This window comes from Winogradskyella sp. (assembly GCF_965656915.1).
In the GTDB taxonomy this organism is placed as follows: domain Bacteria; phylum Bacteroidota; class Bacteroidia; order Flavobacteriales; family Flavobacteriaceae; genus Winogradskyella.
Genome location: NZ_CBFHMI010000004.1, coordinates 35,183 through 58,620, shown reverse-complemented (window position 1 = coordinate 58,620; position 23,438 = coordinate 35,183). Strand labels below are relative to the sequence as shown.

Genomic DNA, 23,438 nt, shown 5'->3' with positions numbered 1-23,438 from the left:
TTAATGTGATTCTAATTTTCATTATTACAATTAGGTTTTATTTGATATATATTTTATAGCTCCAAGGTTTTAAATCTAGAATTGTGTTTTCATCCAAAACTAGGCTTTCTTCAGATTCAAAATCTCTGTAATTACCTTGATAAAGGGCTTCTTTAAATTTAACAGCTTTCTTTGTTGGTGAAAAATTAAATACCGCAAACACTTTATCCTTATCATTTTGTCGTACAAAGCTAAATACATCACTTTCGAAATTATTAGGGACTTTTATCATTCTGTTGCCCCATTTAGCATGCCATAATGCTGTATTTTGTTTCATTAAACGGAACAGCTTCTGATATAAATCGCCTATCGGATGCGACTGCCAATTAATAGCATCTTTTTCAAAAAACTCTAATCGTTTTTCATTACCAGCCTCCTGACCGTTATACATAAGTGGCATACCTTCACCAATAACTGATAAGGCTATTGCCGCCTCTAAACCGTCACCAAATTGCTCATACATGGTACCTTCCCATGCGTTTTTATCATGATTGCTAACGAACGTCATGCGCATGCTATTCTCTGGAAATGCACTCTCGTTCCACGAATAATAGACATACAATTTATTTACATCGGCTTGCCCTTTACATATGTTGTGAACCGCTTCATTCCAGCTCCAAGCATAGGTCATGTCAAATGCTTCAGCGTGAAGATCTCTCGATTCCCATTCCGCCAACATAAAAACGGGTTTTATAGCGTCTAATTCTTTACGGACGTTATTCCAAAATTCTATCGGAACAAATCCTGCAACGTCACAACGGTAACCATCTACATTAGCTTCTTTTACCCAATATTTTAAAGCTTCCGTCATGTATTGTCTTACTTCTGGCTTGTTGTAATCTAAATCAATAATATCACTCCAATCCCACCAAGGTGTTGGTCTAAAATCACCTTTATAATCTTTATCGTACCAATCCGGATGTTCGGTTACCAAATGATTATCCCAAGCGGTATGATTAGCCACCCAATCTAAAATGACATACATATCTTGCTGATGTGCTGCATTTACAAAATCTTTTAAATCTTGAAGAGTACCGAACTCTGGATTGACACTGTAATAGTCTTTTACTGAATATGGACTTCCTAAACTTCCTTTTCTATTTTTTTCTCCAATGGTATGAATTGGCATCAGCCAGATAATATCTACACCTAAATCTTTAAGTCTTGGTAGTTGTTTTTGAGCGGCTTTAAAAGTGCCTTCTTCACTAAATTGTCTCGTGTTTAGTTGATAAATCGTCGAGTTTTTAGTCCATTCAGGATGGGGTAATTTCACATAATCTTCAGGTTGGTACTTGTCTAAATTAGAACTTTGTTCAAAAGAGGACATAGATTTATTTTTGTTTGAACAAGACCAAACACTAAACACTACACAAGCCAAGATTAGTAAGTTTTTCATTTTGTTTAGTTCCTATTCTATTTTCAGAATAAATGATTGTAATGGCTTAATGTCAACTCGTACTTGTGCTTTACCATTTTTAACTTTTAAAGTTGAATTGTACTCATTATATAATTGATCTTTCACAAGATATTCACCATCTTTAAGTTTTAATTTTTTAACCAAATCTTCTGGTAATTGTAATTCAAATCCAAAGGTGTTTTCCGCATTAAAGTTGGAAACGATAATCAGTTGTTCATCATCAGACCAACGCACAAAACTAAACACCTTATCATTATACCATTCTGTATTTTGCTGATTGTATAAATGGATATCTTGATAATCACCCATGAGTGCAGAACTATTAATCGTAAAGTTTAATAGACGCTTATAAAAATCTCGAAGTTCTAATTCTTCCTTGGTGGATTGACCTCCATCGAATTGTTTATCATTTACCCATCTTACCATACTTGGTACAGCGCCATAATCGAAAATCGATGTTCTGGTTGGGTCTCCAAAACCTAAATCTTCTGCGCCAGGCTCGCCAAATTCCTGTCCAAAATACACCATCGTTGGTGCTGTAGTAGAGGTTGCTGAGACCACCATTGCTGGTTTTCCTTTTAAAGCATCACCTGCAAAATCTGGACTTGCAATGCGTTGTTCATCATGGTTTTCTAAAAAATGAAGCATGTGATGCTCAATATCACTTAAGTCATCTAATATTGGTGGAATATTATCGGTTTTTCCGTGACCTTGCATGACGTGTTTTAATGTATCATACAACTGAACTTTATCATACAAATAATCCATTTTACCTTTTTTAATGTAATCGCGATATAAACTCGGATTATAAACCTCAGCTAACAAAAACGCATCTGGATTTTTCATTTTTATATGCGAATTCATATAACTCCAGAATTCTACTGGTACCATTTCTGCCATATCAAACCGGAAGCCATCAACACCCTTTGCCGTCCAGTATAAGGCAATGTCTTTAAACTTTTTCCATGAACTTGGTATGGTTTTGTCTTTCCAAAATTCGTAATGCTTTTTATAATCTTCATTATCAAAACCTTCTGGCAATTCGTCAAAGTCTTTTTTGCTATCTGGTGATACACCATAATTTACTTTTACGGTTTCGTACCAATCGTTCATATCGGGTTGTGATGCTCGTGATCCGTTTCCTGTCCATTTCGCTGGGACTTCTGAAAATTTACCGTCTGCCATGGGATGATCTTCACCTCCTAAAGGTTGGTAACCGTTTTTCCACTCAGGGACTTTAAAAGTTTCTCCTGGATTGTAGTAGAAGTTGTTATTTACATCGTAGGTTTTTGTTTTATCATCCTCCGCACCAAAATCACTAGTACCTTCCGGATTGGTTAAACTTTGGTAATTACGAGCTACGTGATTAGGGACAATGTCTATAATGACTTTTAGGCCTGCGTTGTGCGTTCTTTCTATTAAAGATTCAAACTCTTGTAGTCTGTTGTCCACGTTTTCTGCTAAATCTGGATTGACATTATAATAATCCTTAACCGCATATGGTGAACCTGCGCGACCCTTTACAATATCTGGATCGTCGTTTGAAATGCCGTATTTGGTGTACTCAGTAATCACATCGTGATGCGGCACTCCAGTATACCAAATATGTGTCACGCCTAAATCTTTAATTTCTTCTAAAGCTTTATCTGTAAAGTCATTAAACTTTCCTACTCCATTTTCTTCTAGTGTTCCCCAAGGTTTATTGGTGGTATTTGTGTTACCGAATAAACGTGTAAAGACTTGGTAAACGACTTCTTTTTTCTTCATTTGCGTTTTAATTTCTTTATTTTGACTAGGCTCAGTAGTTGTTGAATTAGATTCATCTTTACATGCTATTGTGCTTAATATCAAAAGTCCGATTATAACTAAATTTTGTTTTTTCATCTTTAATTATGAGATTTCTCGTCACTCATACTTGGTTCTCTCGAAATGACAACTGGTTATCTTTTAAGTTTGATTTTGATTTGTTTGTCTTCCTTGGTATCCCAAGAGATAGTTAAGGTTAAGGTATTATAGTCTTCATTATATATGCCATTGACTTTGTCATTACCAATTTTTATTCGTTTTGGTTTCTTGGCAATATTATGAATCACTAACTCTACAGTTTTTGTTTCTGATGCATAATTTTTACCAATTTCAGCTTCGAAGTCAATTTCTAACCAACGGCCTTCAATCTCAGCTTCAAATTCTAGAATTTGATATTGTTCTTTTTCAATAGCATTAACCATTTTACCATCATCAAAGTAAAACTCACGTTCTGATTCTTCAACTGATTCATGATGATAATACTGTAATTGAATAAAGTTAGCGTCGTAATCCTTTGTAGATTGCATCGACTTAGCCAACGGAATAAACGCACCTGCTCTAACATAAGTTGGAATGAAGGCTTCATTTAATTCTATTGTTTTGGTTTGTCCGCCTTCGATTAATTTATCATTCTCAATATTAAACCAATAAGAACCTTTTGGAAAATAAAGTTTCTGTTCTTTTTTTCCTGCTTCTAAAACAGGCGAAACCAAAATATCATTTCCCCATAAATACGTTTTTGAATAGTTGAAAAGCTCAGGATTATTTGGTTCTTCGAAAAATAATGGTCGCATTAACGGTTTACCGTCAATATGATTTTCAGCCATTAAATGATAATTATAAGGTAGCATGCGATAACGCATCTCTATGGCAAACTTTGCTAAGCGTTTTGCCTTATCGCTCCGAAAAACCGGTTCACTTGCCAGATCTTCTTGTGCGTGTGGTCTAAAAATTGGATTAAATACTCCATATTGCAACCAACGCACATACAATTCATCATCTAAGTTGGCTCCAGCAAATCCGCCTAAATCAGAGTGCATATAGGCCAAACCTTGCATGCCCATCTGTAATGCTATTTCTGGCTGACTCTGCAAGCCTCCCCAAGTTCGGTTCACATCACCAGACCAAGGTACCATCCCATAGCGTTGTGAGCCAGAATAACCTGCTCTCATGAGAACAAATGGTCGTTTATTTGAGTTGGCTTCTATACTAGCTTCATAAACTAATTTTGCCCAATCGTGTCCGTAAATATTATGGACTTCAGGTGCTGAGCCTGTATGATGTTGTACCCAGTTAGGATGCACTTCTGGCTCACCTAAATCTCCCCAAAATCCGTTGACTCCCATTTTCGCTAAACCCTTATAGATATTTTTAAACCATTGTTCACCTTTTGGATTGTAAATATCAATGATGCCTGTATTACCAAAGTAGAAATCATATTTAGCAGGATCTCCGATGGAATCTTTTGCTAAAACACCTTCTCTAACTGCTTCTTCCCAACGGTGAGATGTGGTTAAAATAAAAGGTTCTGTAATTAATATGGTTTCGACATTTTTAGACTTCAAATTTTTAATCATTTGCTTTGGAGTAGGAAATGAATCTTTATCAAATTCAAGATTTCCCATAGTTCCTTTTATATCCTTTCCAAACCAGTATAAATCGAGAATAATAGCATCGACTGGAATTTCTTCTTCCTTAGACTTATCAATCGTCGTTTCTACTTCTTCTTGCGAATGGTAGCCAAATCGACTTGAAAAATTACCTAATGCCCAACGTGGTAACATGGGTTGTTTTCCTGTTAAGTTGGTGTAATTATCCATGATGTCATACCATGTGTCTCCAACAATGACTTGATAGGTTTTACGACCTGACACAGTTTCGTAAGTCAACGTATTATCACCTTTACTGTCTAAATCTAAATATCCAATTGGTGCGTTATCGAAATGAATCATGTATTTATTTGATGACAGTACAATAGGCATGGTGAAATTCATCAGTTTAGATTCGGTTTCATAGCCGTAATGCGCTCTGTTGAATAATGGTAAACGATTGCCTCTGCGATTCATACCTAAGGCTCTTGCACCTCCACCATATAAAACTTCATCTTTGGTGAGGTTGAATTCTATTTTTTCGGTCGAATCGGCTACAATATTGCCTTTTACCATGTCCATGGGTTGGTGTACACTTTTGTAATAGCCACGGTTTTCGGATGTGATGAGTTGGTCTTTGTATTTATAGCTGATTTTAAAAGGTTTAGTGGTAACAGTAACAGCTATGCCTTCACTTGCAAATGTGATATCATCTCCTACATAGCTATAAGAAGTTTCTACAGCCTCTGGTTGCATCACTACGGCATGTGATTCATTTTGTTGACTCTCACCATTTGGAATAAAACTTGTTTCAAGTATGTCTTTTGAATAAAACTTGAACATATATTTACCATCGTTGGTTGTCACCGAAAATATGTTGTTTTCTTCATTATGCGATTTATAGGTTCGGCTTGAATTTTGTGCAGCTATTGATACCGTAAATAGTAAAACCGATATATATAGAATTATTTGTTTCATATTATTACTTTTTGTGGTTCTAAAACGAGTTTAGAATGAGGTACTATTTACCTAAAAAAAATGTTAATGGTTGATCTAAGCGCTGATTCCATGAATTTTCAGAATGATCTGTTCCTTCAAAAAATAAGTTCTTCGAATCCTTTTCTGTATAGCCTTTTCCTTTTAGGATTTCATCAACTCTTGGTGCGTATTTAGGGTAATGTTGATCCAAGGTTTTGTTACCATAATCAAAATATAATTTGTGGTCACCTGCTTTCGGTAAATTGGCTTCCATATAATTAAAAATAGCTTCAGGATATGGATTGTCTTCCATTGGCATTGCTCCTGGCCAATGTGTAGATAAACATGCAGCACCACCAAAAACCTTGGGATATTCACTTATGGCGTACATTGACATTAAACCTCCCATACTTGAGCCCATAACAAAGGTATTTTCCATATCTGTATAGACAGAATATGAACTATCAATTATAGGTTTTAATTCTTCAACCAAAAATCTTAAATAGTTGTCACCATTGAGCTTTATATTTTTACTACCTGCAATATCCACCAAAGAATCTTTGATGCTTTCATCAATAAAATCAAACGACTTTTGAGGGTATAAATCTTGCCAACGAATTTGTGGAATGTTGTGTATGGCTACTACAATAAAATCTTTGGTTTTATCTGTATCCATTAATTCCGTTGCCCACTCATCGACTTTCCATTCTTGCTTATTCCACGTTGCGGTACTATCAAACAACATTTGCCCATCGTGCATGTACAGCACACTATATTTGTTATCTTTTGAATAGTCTTTTGGTAACCAAACATCAACTGGTCTTGGTGTGATATAATTTGATGGAAAACTATTGACTCTCATTAATTCTCCAGCAAATAGTATGGCATCATCTACGTTTTCCAATTTATAAGTCGCATCTTCTACCTTCACTTCAAACTTATCGTCTTTAACCTCTTTTTCACTTTTACATGAAAAACTTAAGCAAATAATTAAAATAAAAATTATTTTTTTCATGTTTAAAGCTTAGTTGTTAGTATTGTAACACCTTTAGATTTTAGATCCATCACATCTCCCCATTTAATAGTTTCGCCAGTAATGATATTTTTCAGCGTTTTACCTTTAAGCCCCATTTCGTCATGGTAATTAAGATCTATAGTGATAATGTCTTCGTTTTTATTTAATATTAAAACTACGGTTTCTTCTCCTAAAGTTCTATACAAAAAATAGGCACCTACAAATGGCGCAAAATGAACCGTTTGACCTTCATGAATAGCCTTACTATCCTTTCTATAATTGAATAGCTTTTTAATAAATAATTGCATATCCTTTTGCGCGTCGGTAAGTCCTTCTCCAGTAAATGCATTTACGGTATCACCTTGCCAACCACCTGGGAAATCCGTACGAATTAATCCATGATCTCCTGGTTTTTCAAAATCGTTCATCAAGATTTCTGTACCATAATACATTTGGATAATTCTTGGCATTATAGCGTAAGTTGCCATAGCCATTTTTGTATTGGTAACATCACCATCCATTTGTGTGAAAATGCGACTCATATCATGGTTATCTGGAAACACCATAATATCTTTTGGACTTGCATAATGAAAATCGTTAGCTAAACCTTCATAAATTTTCACCAAACCTTTATCCCATGACTCTTCTTCTTTAATTCCTTCAACCACTAAGTTCTGCATAGCAAAATCCATGGTCGATCTTAGGTTAGAATCATAACCATCTTTATTATTTGCCCCTTCTTGCCAGTAGCCAATAAGTAATGGATTGTAGCTCCATTCCTCACCAACGATACTAAAGTTTGGATATTCCGTCATAATCGCTCCTGCCCAATCACTCATAAAATCTTTGTCTGGATAAGGATAGGTATCCTGACGAATACCGCTTAATTGCGCCGTCTCGATCCACCATATACTATTTTGAATAATGTACTTAGCCATATATGGATTCTGTTGGTTTAAATCTGGCATTGTAGCTACAAACCAACCTTCGTTCATACCTTCGTGGTCTGCTTTAGAAGCATAAATATCTTGATTTGTGGTGCGCCTGTGATTGGAATTTATAGTATATGAATTGCCCCAATTTTCTAAGTTCTCTTCAAAATTATCTTGAAGATTCACCCAATCATTAAAAGGTAAATCTTTCATCCACCAATGGTACAAACCACAATGATTTGCGACTTGATCCATAACCAACTTCATGCCTTTTTCTTTTAGCTTAGCTGACAACTCTTGGTACTCTTCTAAATTTCCAAAACGTGGATCGATTTCATATAAATCGGTGACTGCATAACCATGGTAAGACCCTTGTTTCATATCATTAGTCAACAATGGTTGAGGCCATACCGCTGTAAAACCTAAGTTATGGATATAATCAATATGTTTTGTGATACCTGCTATATCTCCACCATGTCTGGCGTAATCGTCACTTCTATTAACAGTTTTTTCTTGTAATTGCGATCCTCCTTCTTTAGCCATTGGAGTATCGTTAGTTGTAACTCCGTTAACAAAACGATCTGGAGTTATTAAATAAATAGCATCAGAACTATCAAAACCCACATAATCTTCAGCAGGTTTTATACGTTCTTTTAACTCGTAAGAGGCTATTAACTCTTCATCGTTATCATTTTTGAATTTAATATTGAATTTACCAGCAGATGTTGATTTTGATATTTTTAAATCGATGAACAAATAGTTGTCACTGTTATTTCCTTTTGAAACCTTCTCAATAGAAATCCCAGAATAATTTATATTAGGTATATAATCTGAAATATTGGGATGCTTCACTAAAAGCTGAAGACTATCGCTTCTAAAACCGACCCACCAATTTGGTGGTTCAATTCGTTCTATATCATTAACTTCAACAAAAACTGATTCAGATGAAGCAGATTTATCTGTATTGGATGCTTTCTCTTTACAAGACATCAAAATAAGGAATACAAATGCTGTTAGAATTCTCAATGTATGTTTCATACGTATTATATTTTAATATTCTTGATTCGAGGCGAAATCAATACTCTTAAACGGTTACCAAATTATTCGGCGATATTGTTACTGTTTTACCATTGACTATAATCTGTAAATCTGTATTACCTTCTAATTCAAAATGCGTTTCATTTTGATTAACAATTACCTTTAATATTTGATGTCTGAAATTTACTTTAAACGAATATGCATCCCATTGTTTAGGTATTTTAGGTTCAAAGGTTAATTGATTGTTTTTTACTCGCATTCCCCCAAACCCTTCTACAATACTCATCCATGTACCAGCCATAGATGTAATATGAAGCCCTTCATGTACTTCATGGTTATAATCGTCTAAATCTAATCGTGACGTTCTTAAATAGAAGGTGTAGGCTTGCTCCATACGATCTAATTTTGCTGCCTGAATACTATGTACGCAAGGTGAGAGAGAACTTTCGTGAACTGTAAATGGTTCGTAAAAATCGAAATGACGTTCTAATTCTTCCGTTGTAAAATGATCTTCAAAAAAGTAAAACCCTTGTAAGGTATCTGCTTGCTTTATGTATGGCGATCGTAATATCCTGTCCCAAGACCATTTTTGATTGATTGGTCGTTGTGATTTATCTAAATTTGAAACTGTTATTAATTCTTTATCTAAAAAACCGTCTTGTTGAAGATATACTTGATGCTTATCTGAATGTGGAAAATACATATTGTCTGCAACAGATTTCCACTCTTTCATTTCAGCCTTAGATAATTTCGACTTATTCATTATACGTGTATAATCTGAAGAGTAATAAGCTTGTACTTTTGCTATGTTTTCAATTGCATAATTTATACACCATTGCGCGATATAATTTGTATACCAGTTGTTGTTGACGTTATTTTCGTATTCGTTAGGACCCGTTACTCCGAGAATGACATACTTGTTTTTATTTGTAGAAAATGTGGCTCTTTGATGCCAGAAACGTGCAATACCAATAAGTACTTCTAATCCCATTTCAGGAATGTAACTGAAATCACCTGTATAACGATGGTAATTAAAAATAGCAAAAGCAATTGCCCCGTTTCTGTGAATTTCCTCGAAAGTTATTTCCCATTCGTTATGGCACTCTTCACCATTCATAGTTACCATTGGGTATAATGCAGCACCATTTTTAAAGCCTAACTTTTCGGCATTTTCAATAGCCTTTTCTAAATGATTATATCTGTAAGTCAGAAGGTTTCTAGCAACACTTTGATCTTTCGTAGCCATGTAAAATGGAATACAATAGGCTTCAGTATCCCAATAGGTACTTCCTCCATATTTTTCGCCTGTAAATCCTTTAGGTCCAATATTAAGACTTGCGTCTGTTCCTAAATACGTTTGATTTAAGTGAAAAATATTAAATCGAATACCTTGTTGCGCTTTTACATCACCCTCAATGGTGATATCTGCCATATCCCATATCTTAGACCAAGCCTCTTTCTGTTTCTCCAATAATTCTGAAAACCCAGATGCTACAGTATTATCTAATACTGATTTAGCTGAAGTTACTAGCTCATACTTGTCGTGGTTTCTATCAACTGTATAACCACCAAACTTATGAATTGATAATGTATCTCCTTTGTCAACTTTTTGTTGGTACGAAAAAGTAATATGTGTAGACGCTTTATCTATCTCTGGTTTAATATTTAATTGAATTTCATTATTAAAAATTTGAGATTCCATAAACGTACATATATAGAAATCTGTTTTCATGGTCTTGGCTTGGATGAACGCTCTTTGGTCTTCTTGCGAAACACTTAAGGTATCCCAAAATTTATCATCCCAATTGGTATCTTCATTTGTAATACCACTATCTAGAAAAGGTTGAAACGTAATTACTGCATCTGAATTTAATAGTGTAACACTATAATCTATAGCTCCTAATTCATCCTTTTCTAAACTTAAAAAGCGCTTAGCACTTACTTTTATCTGAATATCATTTGGCAATGTTGCAGTAAAACTTCTGGACAACCAACCTTCTTTCATATTAAGCTCTCGCTTAAAATTTTCTACATTTTTACACGTATGAAGATCTAATTGCTCATTACCTATATAAACATTAATACCTATCCAATTTGGAGCATTTAGTACTTTAGCAAAATATTCTGGATAGCCATTTTTCCACCAACCTACTCTAGTTTTATCTGGATAATAAACACCTGCAATATAACTTCCTTGAAACGTAGGACCTGAGTAAGATTCTTCAAAATTTGCACGTTGTCCCATGGCACCATTTCCGATGCTAAATAAACTTTCTGAGGCTTTAACATGACTTGAATCGAACCCTTCCTCTATGATTGACCATTCATTTGGTTTTATATAATCGAGATTCATGTAATATCGTAATTTCAAAGTCTTAATAGCTTAAGACTTTCTTTTTTAATTATTAATTAATTTTTGTAAAAATTCTTCTGAGATTTCTGTAAAATCTTTGAAGATATAATCTGCATGTCCTAATACATCTTCACTTCCTATTCCTATTGAGATCATGTTCGCTGTATTTGCTGCTGTAACGCCTGCTACTGAGTCTTCAAATACTATACAGTTTTTGGGTTCTATATCTAATAGTTTTGCTGCTATTAAAAATACTTCTGGATCTGGTTTAGCCTTGCTAACATCATTTCCATCTACAATCGCATCAAATTTCTTCTTTAAGTCTACTCGTTCTAATATAATTCTGGCGTTTTTACTCGCAGACCCTAATGCAATAGGTTGCGAATTAACTATTAAGTAATCTAAAATTTTTGGTACATCTGGCAATATTTCAGATTCATCCATTTTAGCAATATAGCTGAGATAATCCTCATTCTTATCACTCATGAGTTTCTTAAATTTATCTTCAGAAATTGTTTTATTTCCCCAAGACAATATTTTTTCTAAAGAACGTACTCTGCTTACACCTTTTAGTTGTTCGTTTTCTTCTTCAGTAAAATCTATGTCTAAACTGCTGGCAAGTTTTTTCCAAGCTAAAAAATGATATTTTGCAGTGTCTACAATAACACCATCTAAATCGAATATGAAACCTTTTTTATGCATTCAATACCTTATCTTTTTTGTCGTTTATTTTAAATGATAAAAAGCCAGCAATTATAAAACTTATTCCACTTACAATTAAAGCAAAAATTGCTTGATTACCGTAAGCATATTTAACAAGTGGCCCACCAATTATTCCATTAATAATTTGAGGAATTACAATGAAAAAATTAAAAATACCCATATAAACCCCCATCTTTATTGCTGAAATAGAACCTGCTAACATAGCATAAGGCATAGACAGGATACTTGCCCAAGCAATTCCTATACATATCATAGGAAGAATTAGCCAATTTTCATTTGGCATAAAATAGATCAATATTAGACCTATACCACCAACGAATAGTGCATATGCATGGGTTTTCTTTCTACTTATCCTTTTTGCTAATACAGGTAAAAGAAATGCGAATATTGCCGAAATACCATTATAAATACCAAAAAGAATACCTACCCAGTTACCTGCTTGCTGGTAGGTCTCACTACTAGAGTCTTCTGCCGGTAATCCATAAATATGTTGAGCAATAGCAGGAACTGCAAAAACCCACATTCCGAATAAAGCAAACCAAGAGAAAAATTGAACCCAACTCAACTGCCTCATTGTTTCTGGCATTTTTCTAAAATCTTCAAAAATATCAGTCAGTTTAGCTTTTTGTTCTTCACCTTCATCTTTAACTGCATCCGGATTTTTTGCTGCTTCAAATTGTGCTAGCTCCTCAGGAGAATATTCTTTAGTTGTAAAAATGGTAATTAAAATAGATACAATTAATACTATTGCACCGATAATAAATGACCATAAGAGGTTGGCTGGAACTGTACCTTCTTCAGAAACTTTAGCAACTCCAAACCAATTGGCTAACATCCAAGGAAGCCATGATCCTATTACCGCACCAATACCAATTAAAGCTGTTTGTATACTAAATCCTTTGGTGGTTTGTTCATCTGAAAGATTGTCGGCTACCAATGCTCTAAATGGCTCCATAGCAATATTAAATGACGCATCCATAATCATTAACATTCCTGCTCCAACCCATAGCGCTGGAAGAATAGCTATCATAAAATCAGCTTGAGGAATAAGTACCATCCCTATAGATGCTAAAACAGCTCCTAATAAAAAGAAAGGCTTTCTACGACCAAATCTTGTCCAAGTATTATCACTGTAATGGCCAATTATAGGTTGAACGATTAGCCCCATAAATGGCGCAATTAGCCAGAACCACGACAATTCGTGAACATCGGCACCAAAAATTTGTAAAATTCTACTTGCGTTAGCATTCTGGAGGGCAAATCCCATTTGAATTCCTAAGAAACCGAAACTCATGTTCCAGATTTCCCAAAAACCTAGTGTACGCTTTTTCATTAAAATAGTATGTTTAATTAATACTATTCTGACAAGCTTCGCTTATCAAAACTTATGTGTAGAAGTGAAAATATAAGTTTTGATTTATGCTGTAAAGATATACAATATTTTAGATTGGCAATGTTAAATTTCTATTTGGTAGACTCTCTTTCTATTAAATCCGTTGTAATTACAACCGTTTGATATTCTTCTTCTATATCTGTATTAAATTCATTCTCTAACTTATCGATTAATAGATCCGCTGCCTTTTCTCCCATTTGTTGAGCATGTTGACTTACTGTTGTTAATCCAGGCGTTGAATGTTTTGCTAAAACACCATCACTAAAACCAACCACCTGAATGTCTTCTGGTATTTTATAACCTAATTTACGAGCTACTTTCATAGCAGATAATGCGTAAAGTTCATTAACAGCAAACACACCATCTATATTTTTATTAGACGAAAAAAGAGATTCTATTTCTGCTTCTAAGGTATCTAAATGTTCGTCGTAATTTAAGGTATCATCAAGTTTCAAAATTAATTCTGCCTGTGGTGTTATTTGATGTTCTTCTAATGCCTCAAGATAACCTTGTGTTCTTAGTTTACCAACACTTACATAATCTTTTGTAGTTATTAAGGCAATAGATTTGCAATCATTATCAATGAGCTTCTTAACCGCAGTTTTAGCACCGTTAAAATCATCTACTATAACTTTATCGCATTTTATATCTGGCACCACCCTATCAAACATTACAATTGGCATACCTTGACTTATAGTCTCATTAAAATGATGATAATCTTGTAATTGTAAAGTTTCCTTGGAAATAGAAAGTATAAATCCATCTATACTGCCATTAGCAAGCATTTCCATATTAATTACTTCCTTAGAAAACGACTCATTTGAAAGACCAATAATCACATTATAACCTCTCTTATTAGCAATATTTTCTACACCACTTATAACATTAGAAAAAAAGTGATGTACTATTTCTGGTATAATTATACCTATAGTATTTGTTTTTCTGTTTTTAAGGCTTAAAGCAATATTATTAGGTCTATAATTATAGAGTTTAGCAAAAGCTTGAACTTTTTGCTTGGTATCTTCACTAATTTCTGCGCTATTTCTCAATGCTTTAGAGACTGTAGAAATAGAAACATCTAATTCTCGAGCAATTTGTTTAAGGGTAATTTTTCGCTTCATATTCTAGTTACAAAAAGTATGCTAAATGACGAAGATAAACTAAAATTAATTCTAGCTGGATTTAGGATGTCATAATTTTAACTATTTAAAATTGCGAAATCTTCATTTTTTCAATAATTTTCTACAAATGTTAATTTTAGTTAAAAAGTTTTTAACACGAAAACGTTTTCGTGACTTATGTCATGTTTTTTAACACACAAATCACACTAATTTTACATAGATTTAACCCAAGAAGTGAAAATATAAATCAATTAACTAAGCAATTAACTTAAAAATATTGTATGAAAACATTCTTAAATGCTTTATTATTCTGTTTAATTATGGTACCCGCAACATTGGCAGCACAAACGACTGTCTCGGGTACAATAACAGATAAGGCAAACGCTATGCCATTACCTGGCGTAAATGTAATTATTAAAGGTACATCTAAAGGTACATCTACCGATTTTGATGGTAAGTATTCTTTAGAGGTTAACCAAGGAGAAACATTGGTATTCTCTTATTTAGGATTTACAACTCAAGAAGTTGTATACAATGGTCAATCTACCATAGACATCACTCTTGATGAGGATGCAGCTCAATTAGACGAAGTTGTTTTAATTGGTTATGGTTCAACTACCAAACAAGACGCTACTGGTGCTGTTGAAAAAGTTGGTGATGAAGAATTTAACCGTGGTGCAATTGTTGCACCTCAACAACTTATTGCTGGTAAAGCTGCAGGTGTAAGAATTACATCTGGTGGTGGTGGAGCTGGTGAAGGTGGTGAAATTAGAATTCGTGGTGGAGCATCTCTGTCTGCATCTAACAATCCCCTTATTGTGATTGACGGTTTACCAATTGACCAAAGAGGAGGCTCTCAAGGGAGTGCTAATGCTTTAAATGCTATTAACCCAGCAGATATTGAAGATTTTGTTGTATTAAAAGATGCTTCTGCGACTGCTATTTATGGTTCCAGAGCATCTAATGGTGTAATTTTAATTACAACCAAAAAAGGTTCTGCAAATCAACCTCTAAAAGTAGAATACGGTTTACAAGCGTCTTCAAGAAGAGTTACAAACGAAGTAGATGTTCTTAATGCAAGTCAATACAGAGAGTTAGCAGAAGCAAATGGTGTTGATCCTTCAACTTTTGGTAACTCAGATACCAATTGGCAAGACAAAATTTATACGACTGGAATAGGCGCTATCCATAATATCACTGTTTCTAAAGGATATGAGAATTTTAACTTCAGAGTTAACTTTAATCATGCTTCTCAAGAAGGTCCTTTATTAGGTGATTTATACGAGCGTAATGGGTTTAATACGTCTTTTGTACACCGCTTTTTAGATAACGACTTAAAATTAACTTTAGTTGCAAGAGGTGTTCAAGATGAGTTTAATTATGCTGACAGAGGAGCTATCGGTGCGGCTGTTGCTTTTGACCCAACACAGTCGGTTTTTGACGAGAATGGAGACTACACGCAGTTGGGTGCAAATTTAGCACCTGCTAATCCACTATTCTCGTTAGATAATACTAACGACAGACAGCGTATAAAAAGAGTTATTTCTAACTTTAATATAGACTACAAAATGTGGTTCTTAAAAGATTTAAGATTTAATTTGAATGCGGGTATTGATTATGCCGAAAATAAAGGTTATAATTTCCGGGCAGCAAATCCAAATAATCCTGATGCATTTCCATTCCGTGGGTTTTCTAATGGACTTAATAGAAATACAGCTTTAGATTTTTTCTTTAATTACAAGAAAAATGTTGCGTCAATCAACACAACTTTAGATATTACAGCTGGTCATGCATTCCAGGAATTTTATATTAGAACCAATATAGATGAGAGTTCTGGACCCAATATTACAGTAGATACAGATATTAATAGAAACGCTTTAGAGTCTTATTTTGCAAGAGCAAGTTTTGATATTGCTGATAAATATTTGATTTCTGCAAGTTTTAGACGCGATGGATCTTCAAGGTTTAGTGAAGACAATCGTTGGGGATCATTTCCAGGTGTTTCCGTAGGTTGGAAAATGATGAATGAAGACTTTATGCAAGACTCGTTCTTCTCTAATTTAAAACTAAGAGCTGGTTGGGGTGTTACTGGTCAGCAAGAAATTGGTCAGAACTACGGTTATTTAGGACTTTATACTCCATCTAGAAATAATCAGGCTAATATTCAATTTGGTACATCTGTAAATGGAGAGCCTATCTTTATCCAAACATTAAGGCCAGAAGGTTTTGATGAGGATCTTAAATGGGAAGAGACAACACAATATAATGTTGCTTTGGACTTTGGATTCTTTAATAACAGATTAACTGGTACAGTTGACGCATATTACAGAGAAACTGAAGATTTATTAGCTACAGTTCCTGTTCCGGCAGGTTCTAACCTTACAGATTTAATTACAACTAATGTAGGTGCAATAACTAGTAAAGGTATTGAGTTTAGCTTAAATGGAGTGATTGCTCAGAAAGAAGACTTTGGCTGGGATACTAATTTTAATATTACTTTTCAGGAGCAAGAAATCACGAAATTAAGTTTAAGTGATGATCCTAACTTCTTTATACAAACTGGTGGAATTTCTGGTGGTGTTGGTAATAATATTCAATTATGGAAACCAGGCTATGATCCATCGACATTCTTTGTGTTCCGTCAGGTATATGATAATGATGGTAACCCTATAGAAGGTGCCTATGTAGATGTTAACGGTGACAATCAAATTACTGAAGCAGATAGACAAGCCTACAAAAAAGCTACACCAGATGCGTTTATTGGTTTTACTAATAACTTTAGATATAAGAACTTAGATTTAAACTTTACGTTTAGAGGAAGTTTTGGAAACTATGTTTACAATAACGTAGCATCAGATAGAGGGAACACAAATGCAATTGTGGGTCAGCCAGGTTATACAGCTAACGCACATGCTAGTGTTTTAGATACAGGATTCTCAGGACAGAATCTATTCTCAGATGCATATATACAACGTGCTGATTTTGTGAGACTAGATAATATCTCTTTAGGATATACAATTCCTTTCGAGAAAATTACATTAAGAGCCTCCTTAACGGCTACTAACTTATTTGTAATTACTGAATATGATGGATTAGATCCTGAAATAGGAAACGGTATAGAAAATAATTTCTATCCAAGAACTAGAGATGTTGTATTAGGATTAAATTTTACTTTCTAAAAAAATGAAAAATAAATATATAAACAACAAAGCTATGATGTTAAGAACGATTAAAAGTTTTCTAATTATTCTCACAGTTGCATTTTTTGTGCAATCTTGTGCAGATCGATTAGATTTACAGCCGGAAGACGAGCGTCTTACTGCTGATGCTGCATTTGAAGATCCAGCTGCTTACAAGCAGTTTTTGGCGAAGATTTACGCTGGTATTTCTTTGAGTGGACAGCAAGGACCTGCAGGTTCGCCTGATTTGGCTGGACTAGATGAAGGATTTTCTAATTACTTGAGACTGTATTGGAAAATGCAAGAATTAACAACCGATGAAGCAATCATTGGATGGAATGATGGTACAATTCAAGATTTACATGGACAAGTTTGGACTTCAGGTAATGAGTTCATTCGAACGATGTATACTAGATTAATGTATCAAGTAACACTATGTAATGAATATTTACGTCAAACTACCGACGGTAAACTAAGTGACAGAGGTGTAGATTCTGAATTAAGAGCAGAAATACAAACGTACAGAGCAGAAGCTCGTTTTATGAGAGCTTTAACTTACTGGCACGCTATGGATTTATTTGCTAATCCACCATTTGTAACAGAAGATGACGCTTCAGGTGCTTTCTTACCAGAACAAATACAACGTGCAGATTTATTTGATTTCGTTGAAACTGAACTATTAGATATTTTAGACGATATGGTTGCACCACGTCAAAATGAATATGGTAGAGCAGACAGAGCAGCAGCTTGGATGGTTTTAGCTAAGCTTTATTTAAATTCTGAAGTCTATACAGGCACCGCACGTAACGCTGAGGTTATAACTTATGTAAATAACATTATTAATGCTGGTTACACAATTCCTCAAATCCCATATTTACATTCTTTCTTGGCAGATAACGATACTAATGGCGCACAAGACGAGGTGATATTTACAATACCATTTGATGGTTTAAGAACCCAAGCTTTTGGTGGAATGACCTTTTTAGTACACGCACCAGTTGGAGGATCTATGGATCCTGCTGATTTTGGAATCAATGGCGGATGGTTTGGTGTTAGAACAACACCTACATTTGTTGAGCAATTCCCAGGAGAAGAAAATTCTGCAGATGGACGAGCATTACTTTACACAGACGGACAAACTAAGGATATCGAAGAAGTTGGTCCATTCAATCAAGGTTATGCAGTTGCTAAATACAGAAACGTAGATGTAAATGGTAACCCAGGATCAGATGCTTCTGGCGACCATACAGATATTGATTTCCCAATGTTTAGATTAGCTGATGCCTATTTAATGTATGCTGAAGCCGTTCTAAGAGGTGGTGGAGGTTCTGCAAGTACTGCTGTAGATTACATAAATGAGTTAAGAGAACGTGCTTATGGTGACACTAGCGGTAACATATCACAATCAGACTTAACACTAGATTTTATTATAGATGAGCGCTCAAGAGAATTATATTGGGAATGCCATAGAAGACAAGATTTAGTAAGATTCGGACAATTTTCAGACCAAGGAATTTGGCAATGGAAAGGTAATGTACCACAAGGTACGACCACAGAATCTTTTAGAGATATTATGCCTATTCCAGCGACGGACTTAGGTATAAATACAAATTTAGAACAAAACCCAGGATACTAATTAACACGATAAATAAAAAATGAAAAAATTATCAATTTTAGGCCTTTTCATCTTTGCCTTAATAAGTTTTAATAGTTGTGAAACGGAAGATGATGTAGTCTTCACAACAGATAATAATGCTGAATTAGCGTTTACAAACAACTTTTCAGCTGAATATATTTTAACACCACAAACAGCAAGTAATTTAGGTGAACGCTTTACTTGGAATGATGCTGGTGTAGATGTACCGACTAATGTCACTTATCAATTACAAAAATCTATTTCTGGTGATTTTACAGATTTAGAAACTATAGGTGCAACCACAGGTAATGAAATTGCAATAACAATAGGAGACATGTTGGCATATGCTAACCAAGCTGGTTTAGATGCTGACCCTGAAACTGAAGCTCCAAATACAGGAGAGGTTTATTTTAGATTACGATCTTTTGTCGGTGACGGAAGTTTAGAGAATTTCTCTGCAACGCAAGCATTAACTTTAGTTATGCAAGAAGTTATGGAAACTCAAGCCGCTGTATGTGACTTTGATCAGTATTTCTTAGTAGGTGCTGGCGTTAAATTTACAGGTTGGGACTGGGCAACACCGCAAAGAGCAATTTGTACTGGAACTAATGTTTACACTGTAAACGTTGATTTAATAAATAATGTTGATGGTGATGGTAACTTTAGATTCTTTACAACAGAAACAGATTGGGGATCAGGAATAAACTACCCAGGATTTGTTGATGCAGGTTACACAATCGATTCAATGTTTGAAGATGCTCAGGATGGAGATAACAATTTCTTATTCACAGGGCCTTCAGGAAAATATTTCTTAACTATTGATGCATTAAACAAGACTATAACATTAGATGATCCAACTGCACAAGGAGCATGTGACTTAGACCAATTATGGGCTGTAGGAGCAGGTCTACCAGATGCTGGATGGGATTGGGCAACACCAGTACAATTAATGTGTGAAGGTGATGGCGTATATTCTGGATGGGTAAATTATACTAGTACTGTTGATGGAAACAACTTTAGATTCTTTACAACTGCTACAGATTGGGGATCAGGACAAAACTATCCTTTCTTTGAAGATGCTGGATATACTATAGATGCAAACTTTGAGAATGCTCAAGATGGTGACTTAAATTTTGCCTTTATCGGTACAGATGGTCAATATTTCACAACTATCGATACAGTAAATAAAACTATTACATTAGAGTAGTCTTATTTATATCTTAATTTATAAAGAAAAAGAATTACAAAGGCTATGTTCTATATATGACATAGCCTTTTTTTAATATTTAATGCTATGAAAAAACATCTACTTATAATTATCATTGTTTTAGGAATCGTAAGCAATACAGATTTAGATGCACAAACATTTACTTGGAATCCTTCATTTTTTAATGAGGATGAAATGGTGACATTAACTGTTTCTGACTTCGACCCTAATGCTGAATGGGGAGTTTCAGATATCTATTTATGGGCTTGGCATTTTGATTCTAACGGAACTCAAATTAATAATCCAACGGCTACAGGAAATGATTTTGGTAATTCGCCTGAATCAGCAAAATTTGTCAATAATGGCGATGGCACCTATACATACGACTTTGGCCTACCTCAAGATTTCTTTAATAATACAGGAATTACACAGATTGGCTTTTTAATAAAATCTCAAGATGGTAGTAGTCAAAGTGGTGATCAATTTCAAGATGTTGGACGAGTTGTTGTAGAGATCACAAACCCTTCAACAGATACTGTATTTATAAATTCTGGCGACGATTTATCAATTACTTCAATAATCAAATTTCAAGGATCTACAACTGTTCAAGGCTCATTTGAAATCTATTATAACGATGTACTTCAGGATACCGGAAATTGCAGTTTTCCTAATTGTAATGGTGATGTCTTAAATATCACAGAAAATGGTATTATTAAAGTTGTCGGTACTCCACCTGCACCAAATGATTCAGAATCTGGTGAAGCCACTATAAATGTGTTTGTTATTCCAACAGTAATAGAAGAAAATTTACCTGTAAACTTAGTTGATGGTATTAATTATGATGCGGATCCTACCAAAGCGACATTAGTTATTACTGCTCCTGGAAAAGAATTTATTCAAATTGCAGGTAGCTGGAACAATTACACACCAACAAGTTCTGATGTCATGAAACGAGATCCAAATACAGGAAAATACTGGCTCGAAATTACAGGTTTAACCCCTGGACAAGTTGAATCTTACCAGTATTGGGTATTTGACACAAACCCTATTGCTGGGTCGCCTAGTCTTGTGAAAGTGGCAGACCCATATTCTCCATTAGTATTATCACCTTTTGATGATCCTTTCATTCCAGCTAGCACATTTCCTAACCTACCGACATACCCAATTGGTCAAGAGCGTGAAGTTACAGTATTGCAAACAGATCAAACTCCGTACAACTGGCAAGTGACTAACTTTGATAAGCCAAAAGAAGAAGACTTAATTGTATATGAATTACTGGTTAGGGATTTTGATGCCGATAGAAATTACCAAGATATCATTGATAGAATTGATTATTTCACAGACTTAAATATCAATGCTATTGAATTAATGCCTGTTATGGAATTTGAAGGAAATGAAAGTTGGGGTTATAACACCTCTTTTCATATGGCATTAGATAAGTTTTATGGAACTCCAGAAAAATTTAAAGAACTTATTGATGTTTGTCATCAAAATGGAATTGCTGTGATTTTAGACATCGCCTTTAATCACGCATTTGGTCGTAATCCACTGGTAAGAATGTGGATGGATGATCCTGATGGTGATGGCTGGGGAGGACCCTCTACAGACAACCCTTATTTTAATGTTTTCCCACAACACTCATTTAATGTAGGAAGTGATTTTGATCATAGCTCATCTTTTACAAGAAATCATGTTAAACAGGTCATTCAGTATTGGGTAGAAGAATATAAAATTGACGGATTTCGTTGGGATCTTACTAAAGGGTTTACTCAAAATTGTGGTAATGGAACCTTCGACGGCGATTTCGGATGTACACAGAATTACCAACAAGATCGTATTGATGTATTAAAAGAATATGTAGATCATATCTGGAATATAGATCCAGACCACTACTCTATTTTTGAGCATTTAGGAAGTGACAACGAAGAAAAAGAATGGGCTAATTATAGATTGTCTGAAGGTAAAGGTATTATGATGTGGGGAAAAATGACTACAGAGTATAATGAACTTACAATGGGACAAGATGGAAATAAAGATTTTCGTCGTATTGGTCATAATAACCATTCTGGTTTCAATGGCCCTAGAGTTATAGGTTATCCTGAAAGTCATGATGAAGAACGCTTAATGTATAACAACCTTGCTAATGGTAAGAATTTTGGCGGTTATAATGTTACAGACCTAAACACAGCATTGTCTAGAATGTCTGCACTTGGCGCAATTTCTGTTTTAGTTCCTGGTCCAAAAATGATTTGGCATTTCGGAGAATTAGGAATGGAAAACTCAATCTTTACATGTACTAACGGTTCTACTAATTTCCCAGGTGATGGAGATGGACTAGGAGATTGTAAACTAGATACAAAACCTCAACCACAATGGACAAATAATTGGCTTAGTGATGCATTGAGAAGTCAGATTTACAATGATTGGGCCAGAATGCACGCCTTAAAAATAAATGAGGCCGTTTTTGAAGGTGATTATAATATAACTCAGCCGAGTCAGTGGCCAACACCATTTGTTCCAAGGATTGATATCTTTGATGCATCAATTCCAAATACAGAGTTAAAAAATGTTATTGTATTTGCTAATTTTGATGTCATAAATCAGACATTTAATCCTAATTTCCCAGGTGGTGTAACTTCTACCTGGTACGATTTAATGGATGAGTCAGGATCTACAACGGTGAGTCAAACTACTACGTCAATAACCTTAGCTCCTGGAGAATTTAGAATATACGGGAATCAATTTGTAGGATCTCTAAGTGTAAATGAAGAAAGTTTTAATCAATTCTCAATTTATCCTAATCCTGCAAATACATCATTTAGTGTTAGTTTAAATGTATCTAATATTGAAATCTATGATCTTACAGGAAAGATGGTAAAGCGTTATTATGGCTCATTTACTAGAACTGACACATTTGATATTTCATCACTAAATACAGGAATGTATATTGTAAAAGTAGAAAACTATGCTGGTAATATGATGACAAATAAGCTGGTTAAGCTATAGAACAAA

13 protein-coding genes are annotated in these 23,438 nt (G+C 34.6%); 4 read left to right on the top strand and 9 right to left on the bottom strand.

All coding sequences use genetic code 11. The annotated features are described in order from the left end of the window. Positions 1 to 37: 37 nt before the first annotated feature. From ACTG3Y_RS02520 to ACTG3Y_RS02480, 9 genes are all read right to left on the bottom strand, one after another. Positions 38 to 1,435, bottom strand: a complete 1,398-nt coding sequence (locus ACTG3Y_RS02520; RefSeq protein WP_439151350.1) for an alpha-amylase family glycosyl hydrolase — start codon at positions 1,433 to 1,435, stop codon at positions 38 to 40. 12 nt (positions 1,436 to 1,447) lie between these two features. Further along, the gene (locus tag ACTG3Y_RS02515; RefSeq protein WP_439151349.1) at positions 1,448 to 3,340 is read right to left on the bottom strand and encodes an alpha-amylase family glycosyl hydrolase; all 1,893 of its coding nucleotides are present in this window, start codon (positions 3,338 to 3,340) and stop codon (positions 1,448 to 1,450) included. Positions 3,341 to 3,396: 56 nt separating this feature from the next. Then, a complete protein-coding gene (locus tag ACTG3Y_RS02510) occupies positions 3,397 to 5,829 on the bottom strand; it encodes a TIM-barrel domain-containing protein (protein WP_439151348.1) in 2,433 nt (810 codons plus the stop codon). Positions 5,830 to 5,872: 43 nt separating this feature from the next. Then, on the bottom strand, positions 5,873 to 6,844 hold the full coding sequence (locus tag ACTG3Y_RS02505) for an alpha/beta hydrolase (RefSeq protein ID WP_439151347.1): 972 nt from the start codon (positions 6,842 to 6,844) through the stop codon (positions 5,873 to 5,875). 2 nt (positions 6,845 to 6,846) lie between these two features. Beyond that, a complete protein-coding gene (locus tag ACTG3Y_RS02500; protein WP_439151346.1) occupies positions 6,847 to 8,814 on the bottom strand; it encodes a glycoside hydrolase family 13 protein in 1,968 nt (655 codons plus the stop codon). A 46-nt stretch (positions 8,815 to 8,860) separates the two neighbouring features. Beyond that, on the bottom strand, positions 8,861 to 11,167 hold the full coding sequence (locus tag ACTG3Y_RS02495; RefSeq protein WP_439151396.1) for a glycoside hydrolase family 65 protein: 2,307 nt from the start codon (positions 11,165 to 11,167) through the stop codon (positions 8,861 to 8,863). A gap of 45 nt (positions 11,168 to 11,212) precedes the next feature. Beyond that, positions 11,213 to 11,869, bottom strand: a complete 657-nt coding sequence (gene pgmB / locus ACTG3Y_RS02490; RefSeq protein ID WP_439151345.1) for a beta-phosphoglucomutase — start codon at positions 11,867 to 11,869, stop codon at positions 11,213 to 11,215. After that, complete coding sequence (locus ACTG3Y_RS02485) at positions 11,862 to 13,223, bottom strand: MFS transporter (RefSeq protein ID WP_439151344.1); 1,362 nt, start codon at positions 13,221 to 13,223, stop codon at positions 11,862 to 11,864. The genes pgmB and ACTG3Y_RS02485 overlap by 8 nt, the downstream gene beginning before the upstream one ends. A 131-nt stretch (positions 13,224 to 13,354) precedes the next feature. Then, positions 13,355 to 14,404, bottom strand: a complete 1,050-nt coding sequence (locus tag ACTG3Y_RS02480) for a LacI family DNA-binding transcriptional regulator (protein WP_439151343.1) — start codon at positions 14,402 to 14,404, stop codon at positions 13,355 to 13,357. 281 nt (positions 14,405 to 14,685) lie between these two features. On the opposite strand from ACTG3Y_RS02480, the gene ACTG3Y_RS02475 reads away from it, so the two are divergent. The 4 genes from ACTG3Y_RS02475 (at position 14,686) to ACTG3Y_RS02460 (ending at position 23,432) form a co-directional block, all read left to right on the top strand. Then, entirely contained in the window at positions 14,686 to 17,583 is a 2,898-nt protein-coding gene (locus ACTG3Y_RS02475) for a SusC/RagA family TonB-linked outer membrane protein (protein ID WP_439151342.1), read from the top strand. 4 nt (positions 17,584 to 17,587) lie between these two features. Then, positions 17,588 to 19,219 carry a RagB/SusD family nutrient uptake outer membrane protein gene (locus ACTG3Y_RS02470; RefSeq protein ID WP_439151341.1) on the top strand — a complete coding sequence of 544 codons (1,632 nt, stop codon included), beginning with the start codon at positions 17,588 to 17,590 and terminating at the stop codon, positions 19,217 to 19,219. A gap of 19 nt (positions 19,220 to 19,238) precedes the next feature. After that, positions 19,239 to 20,426, top strand: a complete 1,188-nt coding sequence (locus ACTG3Y_RS02465; RefSeq protein ID WP_439151340.1) for a SusE domain-containing protein — start codon at positions 19,239 to 19,241, stop codon at positions 20,424 to 20,426. Between the two features lie 87 nt (positions 20,427 to 20,513). Continuing rightward, positions 20,514 to 23,432 (top strand): alpha-amylase family glycosyl hydrolase, encoded by a 2,919-nt coding sequence (locus ACTG3Y_RS02460; protein WP_439151339.1) that lies wholly within the window; start codon positions 20,514 to 20,516, stop codon positions 23,430 to 23,432. The last annotated feature ends 6 nt before the right edge of the window (positions 23,433 to 23,438 follow it).

What these genes read in the sequence shown, in the direction of transcription:
- ACTG3Y_RS02465 (WP_439151340.1), top strand. Translation starts at nt 19,239, where the DNA reads ATGAAAAAATTATCAATTTTAGGCCTTTTCATCTTTGCCTTAATAAGT.
- ACTG3Y_RS02470 (WP_439151341.1), top strand. Translation starts at nt 17,588, where the DNA reads ATGAAAAATAAATATATAAACAACAAAGCTATGATGTTAAGAACGATT.
- ACTG3Y_RS02510 (WP_439151348.1), bottom strand. Translation starts at nt 5,829, where the DNA reads ATGAAACAAATAATTCTATATATATCGGTTTTACTATTTACGGTATCA.
- ACTG3Y_RS02475 (WP_439151342.1), top strand. Translation starts at nt 14,686, where the DNA reads ATGAAAACATTCTTAAATGCTTTATTATTCTGTTTAATTATGGTACCC.
- ACTG3Y_RS02495 (WP_439151396.1), bottom strand. Translation starts at nt 11,167, where the DNA reads ATGAATCTCGATTATATAAAACCAAATGAATGGTCAATCATAGAGGAA.
- ACTG3Y_RS02505 (WP_439151347.1), bottom strand. Translation starts at nt 6,844, where the DNA reads ATGAAAAAAATAATTTTTATTTTAATTATTTGCTTAAGTTTTTCATGT.
- ACTG3Y_RS02520 (WP_439151350.1), bottom strand. Translation starts at nt 1,435, where the DNA reads ATGAAAAACTTACTAATCTTGGCTTGTGTAGTGTTTAGTGTTTGGTCT.
- ACTG3Y_RS02485 (WP_439151344.1), bottom strand. Translation starts at nt 13,223, where the DNA reads ATGAAAAAGCGTACACTAGGTTTTTGGGAAATCTGGAACATGAGTTTC.
- ACTG3Y_RS02500 (WP_439151346.1), bottom strand. Translation starts at nt 8,814, where the DNA reads ATGAAACATACATTGAGAATTCTAACAGCATTTGTATTCCTTATTTTG.
- ACTG3Y_RS02480 (WP_439151343.1), bottom strand. Translation starts at nt 14,404, where the DNA reads ATGAAGCGAAAAATTACCCTTAAACAAATTGCTCGAGAATTAGATGTT.
- ACTG3Y_RS02460 (WP_439151339.1), top strand. Translation starts at nt 20,514, where the DNA reads ATGAAAAAACATCTACTTATAATTATCATTGTTTTAGGAATCGTAAGC.
- ACTG3Y_RS02515 (WP_439151349.1), bottom strand. Translation starts at nt 3,340, where the DNA reads ATGAAAAAACAAAATTTAGTTATAATCGGACTTTTGATATTAAGCACA.
- pgmB (WP_439151345.1), bottom strand. Translation starts at nt 11,869, where the DNA reads ATGCATAAAAAAGGTTTCATATTCGATTTAGATGGTGTTATTGTAGAC.